This window comes from Streptomyces hyaluromycini (genome assembly GCF_002217755.1).
In the GTDB taxonomy this organism is placed as follows: Bacteria; Actinomycetota; Actinomycetes; order Streptomycetales; family Streptomycetaceae; genus Streptomyces; species Streptomyces hyaluromycini.
This window is the reverse complement of sequence record NZ_BCFL01000024.1, coordinates 419,912-429,751: the sequence shown is the minus strand read 5'-3', so window position 1 is coordinate 429,751 and position 9,840 is coordinate 419,912. Positions and strand designations below refer to the sequence as shown.

The 9,840-nt window shown below is 68.9% G+C and carries 3 protein-coding genes and 1 tRNA gene; 3 read left to right on the top strand and 1 reads right to left on the bottom strand.

From position 1 onward, the window contains the following. Positions 1-113 precede the first annotated feature (113 nt). Complete coding sequence (locus SSP29_RS32605) at positions 114-776, top strand: DegT/DnrJ/EryC1/StrS family aminotransferase (RefSeq protein WP_089104440.1); 663 nt, start codon at positions 114-116, stop codon at positions 774-776. A 76-nt stretch (positions 777-852) separates the two neighbouring features. Then, a tRNA-Thr gene (locus tag SSP29_RS32600) sits at positions 853-928 on the top strand. A gap of 58 nt (positions 929-986) precedes the next feature. Here the strand turns inward: SSP29_RS32600 and SSP29_RS32595 are convergent. Further along, positions 987-3,743 (bottom strand): SpoIIE family protein phosphatase, encoded by a 2,757-nt coding sequence (locus SSP29_RS32595; protein ID WP_089104439.1) that lies wholly within the window; start codon positions 3,741-3,743, stop codon positions 987-989. Positions 3,744-4,141: 398 nt separating this feature from the next. On the opposite strand from SSP29_RS32595, the gene SSP29_RS32585 reads away from it, so the two are divergent. Further along, the gene (locus tag SSP29_RS32585; RefSeq protein ID WP_089104438.1) at positions 4,142-9,598 is read left to right on the top strand and encodes a HAMP domain-containing protein; all 5,457 of its coding nucleotides are present in this window, start codon (positions 4,142-4,144) and stop codon (positions 9,596-9,598) included. The last annotated feature ends 242 nt before the right edge of the window (positions 9,599-9,840 follow it).

Sequence of the window (9,840 nt, the reverse complement as noted above, 5' to 3'; positions counted from 1 at the left end):
AAATATTGAAAGGGTTGGATCTGGAACTTCGGTTCCGGGTCCAACCCTTTTTTGTTTTGCGTAACGTGTCGTTCACGTTCCGCGCCGAGCATCCCAGCATGGGTACTGCTGCAATGCTCAGGGCCGCCGGTGTCGGAGTGGGCGACGAGGTCATCGTGCCGGCCTTCGGGAACGTCGAGGTCGCCGAGGCCGTGACACTGGCCGGTGCGCTTCCGGTGTTCGCCGACATAGATCCGGTGACCTACTGCCTCGACGTGACGGCGGTGGAGGCGGCCGTAACCGCCCGTTCCGCGGCGGTGGTTGTCGTACACCGGTTTGGGCGGTGGGCCGGCATCAGGCAGTTGCGTGAGCTGGGGCAGCGGCACGGACTGCTGGTGCTGGAGCAGGGGGAGTCCGAGGCCCCGTACGACGAGATCGCGCAGCGGCGGCAGCGGGCCGCCTACCTCGATGCGAAGCTGCGCGGTGTGCGGACGCCCGACGGCGGTGACGGGCACACCTACCAGCAGTACGTGGTGCGGGTGCCGGGGAACGGCCGGCCCGACCGGGACGCTTTCGCTCGGGCCCTGCGGGGCAAGGGAGTTGACTGCCGGGTGCCGGTGAAGACGCCGGTGCACCGACTGCCGGAATTCCGGCGCTGTGTCTCGCTGCCGCAGACGGAGACGGCCGCGGACGAGACGCTGGCGCTGCCCGTGGACGCCTCGTTGACGAAGCGCGAGATGCAGCGGATCGTGTCCGCGTGCAATGCCCTCGGCGGACTGCTTCAGGCCGCCTTCTGAACGAGTTTGGGAACTCGGGCCTGTTCGGGGTATGATCTATTCCGTTGCGGCGGGGGAAACCTCGAAAAGGCAACAGGCCCCCATAGCTCAGTCGGCAGAGCGTCTCCATGGTAAGGAGAAGGTCAACGGTTCGATTCCGTTTGGGGGCTCCAGTCAAAAGGCCTCGCCCGTAAGGGCGGGGCCTTTTTCATGCCCTCTTTCCCCGCCCCCTCAGTCCTTCTGGAGGCCGGGGACCCGCATCGCGAGGATCGCCATGTCGTCCGACGGGGCGTCCGACGCGAAGCGCTCGACCGCGCGCATGATGCGTGCGGCGACCGCGCCCGCAGTGAGGCCCGTGCAGGTCGTGAGAACGTCCGCGAGGCCGTCGTCGCCCAGCATGCGCGTGCCCTCCCGGCGTTCCGTCACGCCGTCCGTGACGCAGAGGAGGACGTCGCCCGGGTCGAGGGTGACCGTCTGCTCGTACAGCTCCAGGTCCTCGATGACGCCGAGGAGGGGCTGTGGCTCGGCGGCCGCCTCCACGGTGCCGTCCTGGCGCAGGCGCAACGGGAGCGGGTGGCCGGCGCAGACCACCTTCATCTCCGCGCTGCCGTCCTCCTGGGGACGCATCTCGCCGTACAGGAGGGTCAGGAAGCGGCTGCGGGCACCCTCGTCCAGGATGGCGGAGTTGAGGCGCTTCAGGACGGCCGGACCGCTGAGGCCCTCGCGGGCCAGGAGGCGGAGCGCGTGCCGGGCGAGGCCGGTCACGGCGGCCGCGTTGGGGCCCGTACCGCAGACGTCGCCGATGGCGAAGCCGTACGCGTTGTCGGCGATGGGGAAGACGTCGTAGAAGTCGCCGCCGACCTCGTTGCCCTCGCCGGCCGCGCGGTAGATGACCTCGACCTCCATGCCCTCGATGTGCGGGGTGCCCGGAGGCAGGAGGCTGCGCTGGAGGGCCTGGCTGATGGCCGTGCGCTCCGAGTACAGGCGGGCGTTGTCCAGGGCCAGGGCGGCCCGGCGGGACAGGTCCTCGGCCAGTTCCAGGATCTCCTGGCGGAAGTGCTCGTCGGTGGGCTTGCCGAGGGTGAGCATGCCGATGACGCGGTTGCGGGCGACCAGGGGGAGGACCACTGTCTCGCCGCCCACGGCGGAGGCCGTGGCGAGCGTCGGGCCGATACCGGAGGAGACCTGGCGGGTGGGGCCGCCGGTCAGCCCGAGGCTGCGCATGGAGCTGCGCAGGGCGGCCTGGTGGGCGTGTTCGCCGGGGGCCGTCCAGACGCGGGCGCCGGGTGTGGGCACCGGGTCCGGCGGGGGCACCTTGGAGAGCAACGACTTGATGCCGTCGATGAGTTCCTCGTCCTCGTGCAGGACGTACGACAGATACGGCTCGGAGGCCTGGTCGGCGATGGTGTAGACGGCGCACCAGGTGGCGAGGGTCGGGACCGTCATCTGGGCCATCAGGGCGAGGGTCTGGTCGCGGTCCAGGGTGCCGGCGAGCAGGTCGGAGGCCTCGACGAGGAAGCTGAGCGAGCCGCGGCGCAGCCGTTCCAGCTCGCCCAGGCGGGCCGACTCGACGGCCAGGGCGATGCGGTCGGCGGCGAACTGGAGGCGCAGCGCCTCCTCGTTGGAGTATCTGCCCGGTGCCTCGGCCGCGACGCCCAGGGAGCCGGTCAGGCGGCCCTCGACCTTCAGCGGCACTGTGACGACCGATCGCATGCCGGTGCCTGCCAGGAGGGGGACCGCGCCCGGAACGGCCGCCAGATCGTCGTGTACGGCCGGCATACGGGCCGAGCCGTAGCGGCCGGGGCCGGCTTCCACGGGCACCCGGGCGAAGCGCTGACGGGCGGACGGGAGCCCGGTGGAGGCGCGGACCTCCAGCTCGGTCTCGTCGTCGGTGGCGAGGAGCAGGAACGCGGAGTCGCCGTCGAGCATGTCCCGGGCGCGCTCGACCGTGCGCTGGAGGAGGCCGTCGAGGTCGTCCGGGGCCGGGGAGCCGATGAACACCTCGAAGGGGTCGCTGCTCTGGCCGTCGGAGGCGCCGCCGGTATCGGAGGCGGGGACGCGCAACGGGGTCTGCAGGACGGCCCGTTCGTGGTCGCGGACGAGCAGGCAGACCGTGGAGGGCTCGCCGCCGGTGTCACGGACTCTCAGGTGCGAGGCGTACACGGAGGTCACCCGGCCGTCGGCGCCGCGGATGCCGTAGCTGCCCTCCCAGCGGGAGAGCTGGAGGGCCTCGGCGATGCCGGTGCCGGTGCCGGGGGTGTGCGGCCAGGCGGCGAGGTCGGTGAGGGGCTTGCCGGTGACCTCGCCCGCGGTGTGGCCGAAGATCTCCTCGGCGTCCTCGTTCCAGGCAGAGATGGAGCCCTTGCGGTCGATCTGGATGACCGCGACCCTGACCCGGCCGTCGGCGAGGGGCAGCAGGTCGGCCGGGAGGGACGGTCCGGCGGCGCGGGTGCCCACCGGGCGCTCGGGGAGGTCGAGCTGGAACCAGACATTCTTGTGCGTGGACGTGTATTCGACGCCCCAGCGGGCGGCGAGGGCCGCGCAGAGCTGGAGTCCGCGGCCGCCCTCGCGGTCGGGGCTGCCCATGTTGACGGCGGAGCCCTGGAGCGGGACCTCGCGTTCCGGGTAGCGGTCGGAGACCTCGATGCGCACTCCGTCGTCCGTGCGCAGGCACAGCACGTCGGCGTGGGTGCCGGCGTGCACCACCGCGTTGGTCACCAGTTCGCTGGTGAGGACCACGGCGTCGTCGACGACGTCCGCGAAGCCCCAGCCCTGGAGGGTGTCGCGGACGAAGGACCGGGCGGTCGCGACCGATCGCCCTACGGGCTCGAAGCTGGCGGCCGCGCGCGCGGTGATCACAGAACTCCTCGACCGGGTCTCGACATGCGGGCTTCCCTGGCCGGTCGGCTGGTGCCGCTGCTGCGGCATGCGCTCGCCTGTGGGCCGTGGCTCCGGGTTGTGTCCCCCGGGGATCACTCCGGTGGTCATGGTCTGCGGCCGCCCCTCCGAATGCCCGCTCGTTCTCGTGCCACCGCCCAGGCCGGACGGACCGGTGCGGCTGGACAGCCGCATGCAAGGTTACTTACCTTCGCCGTCCGAGCGGATGCCGGTCGCCAGTGTTTACGCCCCCAGGGTGTGCGGACGATGTGCGAAGCTGCCGAACTGTTATGGCCTGGTTCGGCCAGGGTGAAACACTGGGCAAGCTTCTGATGAAGGTCCGGTCAGCCTGAGTGCATTGCGTGTATGGCGGGCAACAGCCCCTGGTGTGGCCGGATCTCATCTGGCAGAACTACGCAGCAGTAACTGGTACGCCGAAGTAAGCGGTACGCCGAGTATGGCGGTGTCCGAGCACAGCAGTAACGGTCGACCCCTGCGGGAGGGACACAGTGGAGTCTGGCGCAGCGGCGCGGGGCACTAAGGCGCGCGCGAAAGGCGGACCGTCCCTGAGCAGGCAGCGGGGCGGTGACGGGACCACCGCGGTGGACACGGCTTCCCTGAACCGCTTGCTGGTGGCGCTCGTGGCGATGCGGGACGGCAACTTCCGCAAGCGGCTCACGGTGTCCGGGGACGGCGTGATGTCGGAGATCGCGGCGGTCTTCAACGAGGTGGCCGACCGCAATCTCCACCTCACGGGTGAGCTGTCTCGGGTGCGGCGGGTCGTCGGACGTGAGGGAAAGCTCACGGAGCGGCTGGAGACGGGCGCCTGCGAGGGCTCCTGGGCGGCCGCCATCGACAACTCCAACGCTCTCGTCGACGACCTGGTGCGGCCGGTCTCCGAAGTGGGCCGGGTGCTCACGGCGGTGGCCGAGGGCGATCTGTCGCCGCGCATGGAGCTGCGGTCGCCGTCGGCGGACGGGGCCGGGCATCCGCTGCGCGGTGAGTTCCTGAAGGTCGGCCGGACCGTCAACAACCTGGTCGACCAGTTGTCGACGTTCACCGACGAGGTCACGCGCGTGGCCAGCGAGGTGGGCACCGAGGGCAAGTTGGGCGGGCAGGCCCGGGTGCGAGGTATGTCCGGTTCGTGGCGAGACCTCACGGACTCGGTGAACACGATGGCGTACCGGCTGACTGCACAGGTGCGTGACATCGCGTTGGTGACGACGGCGGTCGCCAAGGGTGATCTGTCGCGGAAGGTCACGGTTCAGGTCGCCGGCGAGATGCTGGAGCTGAAGGAAACCGTCAACACGATGGTGGACCAGCTGTCGGCGTTCTCCTCCGAGGTGACCCGGGTCGCCCGTGAGGTGGGCACCGACGGCATCCTGGGCGGCCAGGCGAACGTGCCCGGTGTGGCCGGTACGTGGAAGGAACTCACCGACTCGGTCAACACCATGGCCGGCAACCTGACGGCCCAGGTCCGTGGGATCTCCGAGGTGACCACCGCGGTCGCCAACGGTGACCTGTCCCGCAAGGTGACCGTCCCGGCCCGGGGTGAGGTCGCGCAGCTCGCCGAGACGATCAACCAGATGACCGAGACGCTGCGGATCTTCGCGGACGAGGTCACCCGCGTGGCCAACGAGGTCGGCGGCGAGGGGCGGCTCGGCGGGCAGGCGAACGTGCCGGGCGCGGCGGGTACCTGGAAGGACCTGACGGACTCGGTCAACACGGTCTTCCGGAACCTGACCACCCAGGTGCGCGATATCGCCGCCGTGACGACGGCGGTGGCCAACGGCGATCTGTCGCAGAAGGTCACGGTCGACGTGGCCGGCGAGATGCTGGAGCTGAAGAACACCGTCAACGGCATGGTTGATCAACTGTCGTCGTTCGGTGCCGAGGTCACCCGCGTGGCCCGGGAGATCGGTGTCGAGGGTGAGCTGGGCGGCCAGGCGCAGGTGCCAGGAGCCGCCGGTACCTGGAAGGACTTGACGGACTCCGTCAACACTGCATTCCGCAACCTCACCGGCCAGGTCCGCAACATCGCCCAGGTGACGACGGCGGTGGCCAACGGCGATCTGTCGCAGAAGGTCACGGTCGACGTCTCCGGCGAGATGCTGAAGCTGAAGAACACCGTGAACACGATGGTGGACCAGCTCTCCAGCTTCGCCGACCAGGTGACGCGGATGGCCAGGGACGTGGGCACCGAGGGCCGGCTGGGCGGTCAGGCCCGCGTGGACGGCGTCTCGGGCACCTGGAAGGAGCTGACGGATTCCGTCAACTTCATGGCCGGCAACCTGACCTCGCAGGTGCGGCAGATCGCCCAGGTGACGACGGCGGTGGCGCGGGGCGACCTGTCCCAGAAGATCGACGTCGACGCGCGCGGCGAGATCCTCGAGCTGAAGAACACGATCAACACGATGGTCGATCAACTGTCCGCCTTCGCCGACCAGGTCACCAAGGTGGCCCGTGAGGTGGGTACGGAAGGACGGCTGGGCGGCCAGGCGCAGGTGCCCGGTGTGGCCGGTGTGTGGCGGGACCTGACGGACTCCGTGAACGGCATGGCCGGCAACCTGACGGCCCAGGTGCGCAACATCGCGCAGGTCGCCACCGCGGTGGCCCGCGGTGACCTCTCCCAGAAGATCACCGTGGACGCGCGCGGTGAGATCCAGGAGCTGAAGAACACCCTGAACACGATGGTCGACCAGCTGTCGTCGTTCGCCCAGGAGGTCACGCGCGTGGCGCGCGAGGTGGGTACCGAGGGCATCCTCGGCGGCCAGGCCGAGGTGCAGGGGGTCGCGGGCACCTGGAAGGACCTCACCCAGTCCGTGAACTTCATGGCGAACAACCTGACCATCCAGGTGCGCAACATCGCCGAGGTCACGACGGCAGTCGCCAAGGGCGATCTGTCTAAGAAGATCACCGTTGACGCGAAGGGCGAGATCCTTGAGCTCGTCACGACGGTCAACACCATGGTTGATCAGCTGTCGTCCTTCGCCGAGCAGGTGACCCGGGTGGCCCGTGAGGTGGGTACCGAGGGCATCCTGGGCGGCCAGGCGCATGCTTCGGGTGTCACGGGCATCTGGAAGGACCTCACCGACAATGTGAACCTGATGGCCAACAACCTGACCACGCAGGTGCGGAACATCTCCCAGGTCTCGGCGGCGGTCGCCAACGGCGACCTGACCCGGCAGGTCACCATCGAGGCGAGCGGCGAGGTGGCCCAGCTCGCCGACAACATCAACACGATGGTGAAGACGCTGAGTTCGTTCGCCGACCAGGTCACCAAGGTGGCCCGTGAGGTGGGTACGGACGGCATCCTGGGCGGCCAGGCGCACGTGCCGGGTGTGGCGGGTACCTGGAAGGACCTCACCGAGTCGGTGAACCAGATGGCGTCCAACCTGACCGGCCAGGTGCGCAACATCGCGATGGTCACCACGGCCATCGCCAAGGGCGACCTGACCAAGAAGATCGACATCGACGCCCGTGGTGAGATCCTCGAACTCAAGACGACGATCAACACGATGGTCGATCAGCTGTCGAGTTTCGCCGAGGAGGTCACCCGGGTCGCCCGCGAGGTGGGCACCGAGGGACAGCTGGGCGGCCAGGCGCGCGTGCGTGACGTCGACGGCACCTGGCGGGACCTCACCGAGTCCGTGAACGAGATGGCCGGGAACCTGACCCGGCAGGTGCGTGCCATCGCGCGCGTGGCGACCGCGGTGACCCGCGGCGACCTGAACCTGAAGATCGACGTGGACGCGGCCGGCGAGATCCAGGAACTCCAGGACTACATCAACAAGATGATCGCCAATCTGCGTGACACCACGGTCGCCAACCAGGAGCAGGACTGGCTCAAGGGCAACCTGGCGCGTATCTCCGCGCTGATGCAGGGCCGCCGCGACCTGGCGGACGTGGCCTCGCTGATCATGAGCGAGCTGACGCCGGTGGTCTCCGCGCAGCACGGTGCGTTCTTCTTCGGGATGCCCCTGGTCGACGGCAAGGAGGCGAGCGCCGAGGCCGAGGAGGCGTACGAGCTGCGCATGCTCGGGTCGTACGGCTACTCGATGGGCTCCATGCCGACGTCGTTCCGGCCCGGTGAGGCTCTGATCGGCACGGCGGCCAAGGAGAAACGCACGATCCTGGTGGACAAGGCGCCCACCGGCTACCTGAAGATCTCCTCCGGGCTCGGCGAGGCTCCGCCGGCGCAGGTGATCGTGCTTCCGGTGCTGTTCGAGGGCAAGGTGCTCGGCGTGATCGAGCTGGCGTCCTTCACGCCGTTCACGCAGATCCAGAAGGACTTCCTCAACCAGATCGCCGAGATGATCGCGACCAGCGTCAACACCATCTCCGTCAACACCAAGACGGAGGTGCTGCTGAAGCAGTCGCAGGAGCTGACCGAGCAGCTCCAGGAGCGGTCGGCCGAGCTGGAGAACCGGCAGAAGGCCCTCCAGGCGTCCAACGCCGAACTGGAGGAGAAGGCCGAGCTGCTGGCCCAGCAGAACCGGGACATCGAGGTGAAGAACACCGAGATCGAGGAGGCCCGGCAGGTCCTGGAGGAGCGCGCCGAGCAACTCGCCGTCTCCATGCGCTACAAGAGCGAGTTCCTCGCCAACATGTCGCACGAGCTGCGCACCCCGCTCAACTCGCTGCTGATCCTGGCCAAGCTGCTGGCCGACAACGCGGAGGGCAACCTCTCGCCGAAGCAGGTGGAGTTCGCCGAGACCATCCACGGTGCCGGTTCCGACCTGCTCCAGCTGATCAACGACATCCTCGACCTGTCGAAGGTCGAGGCGGGCAAGATGGACGTCTCCCCGACGCGTATCGCGCTCGTCCAGCTCGTGGACTACGTGGAGGCCACCTTCCGGCCGCTGACCGCGGAGAAGGGCCTCGACCTGTCGGTACGGGTCTCGCCGGAGCTGCCCGCCACCCTGCACACCGACGAACAGCGGCTCCTTCAGGTGCTGCGCAACCTGCTGTCGAACGCGGTGAAGTTCACCGACTCCGGTTCGGTGGAGCTGGTGATCCGTCCGGCCGGCAGCGCGGTGCCGGTGGCGATCAGGGAACAGCTGCTAGAGGCCGGTTCGCTCAGTGATCCGGACGCGCCGCTGATCGCGTTCTCGGTGACCGACACCGGCATCGGTATCGCGGCCAGCAAGATGCGGGTGATCTTCGAGGCGTTCAAGCAGGCCGACGGCACGACCAGCCGCAAGTACGGCGGTACGGGCCTCGGGCTGTCGATCTCGCGGGAGATCGCGCAGTTGCTCGGCGGTGAGATCCACGCGCAGAGCGAGCCGGGCCGCGGCTCCACGTTCACGCTGTACCTGCCGTTGCACCCCAGTGAGCTGCCGCCGCAGGGCTATCAGCAGACCGTGTCCCAGCTGGAGGCCGGGGACCTGGTCGCCTCGCAGAACCACGCCTCGGAGCTGTCCGGCGTGGAGATCGAGACGCCGGCCGAGGTGAAGTCGTACCAGGAGACCCAGAACGGCGCCGCCGCGCTCTTCCGGCGCCGGCGCCGGGGAGCTCCGATGGCCGAGGCTTGGCCGGTGCTGGCCGAGCAGGAGGCGATCTCGCCGCAGCCGCGCCGGGGCATGCGGTTCGGCGGCGAGAAGGTGCTGATCGTCGACGACGACATCCGCAACGTCTTCGCGCTCACCAGCGTCCTGGAGCAGCACGGCCTGTCGGTGCTGTACGCCGAGAACGGCCGGGAGGGCATCGAGGTCCTGGAACAGCACGACGATGTCGCGGTCGTCCTGATGGACATCATGATGCCCGAGATGGACGGCTACGCGACGACCAGTGCAATCCGCAGGATGCCGCAGTTCGCCGGGCTGCCGATCATCGCGCTCACCGCGAAGGCGATGAAGGGCGACCGGGAGAAGGCCATCGAGTCGGGCGCCTCCGACTACGTCACCAAGCCGGTCGACCCCGATCACCTTCTGGCGGTGATGGAGCAGTGGATGCGCGAGGAGTGACCGGAACGGTCAGGTGTGATGTGAACGTTTCGGGAACCTTCCGTGTGCACGGGGAGTTGCTGACTCACGGTGGCGGAACCCGTGTAGAAGTGCGGGATTGGGGGAACCTTCTGGTCCCCGGCTGCGTTTCTGCTACGTGCACAGTGACATCGCGGTGACAGGGTGTGGCGACAGGCGGGGTGCGGCTACCATGACCGGCACAAGGACGGGCGGCGAAAGGGAGTCGTCCCCTGGGGCGGCGC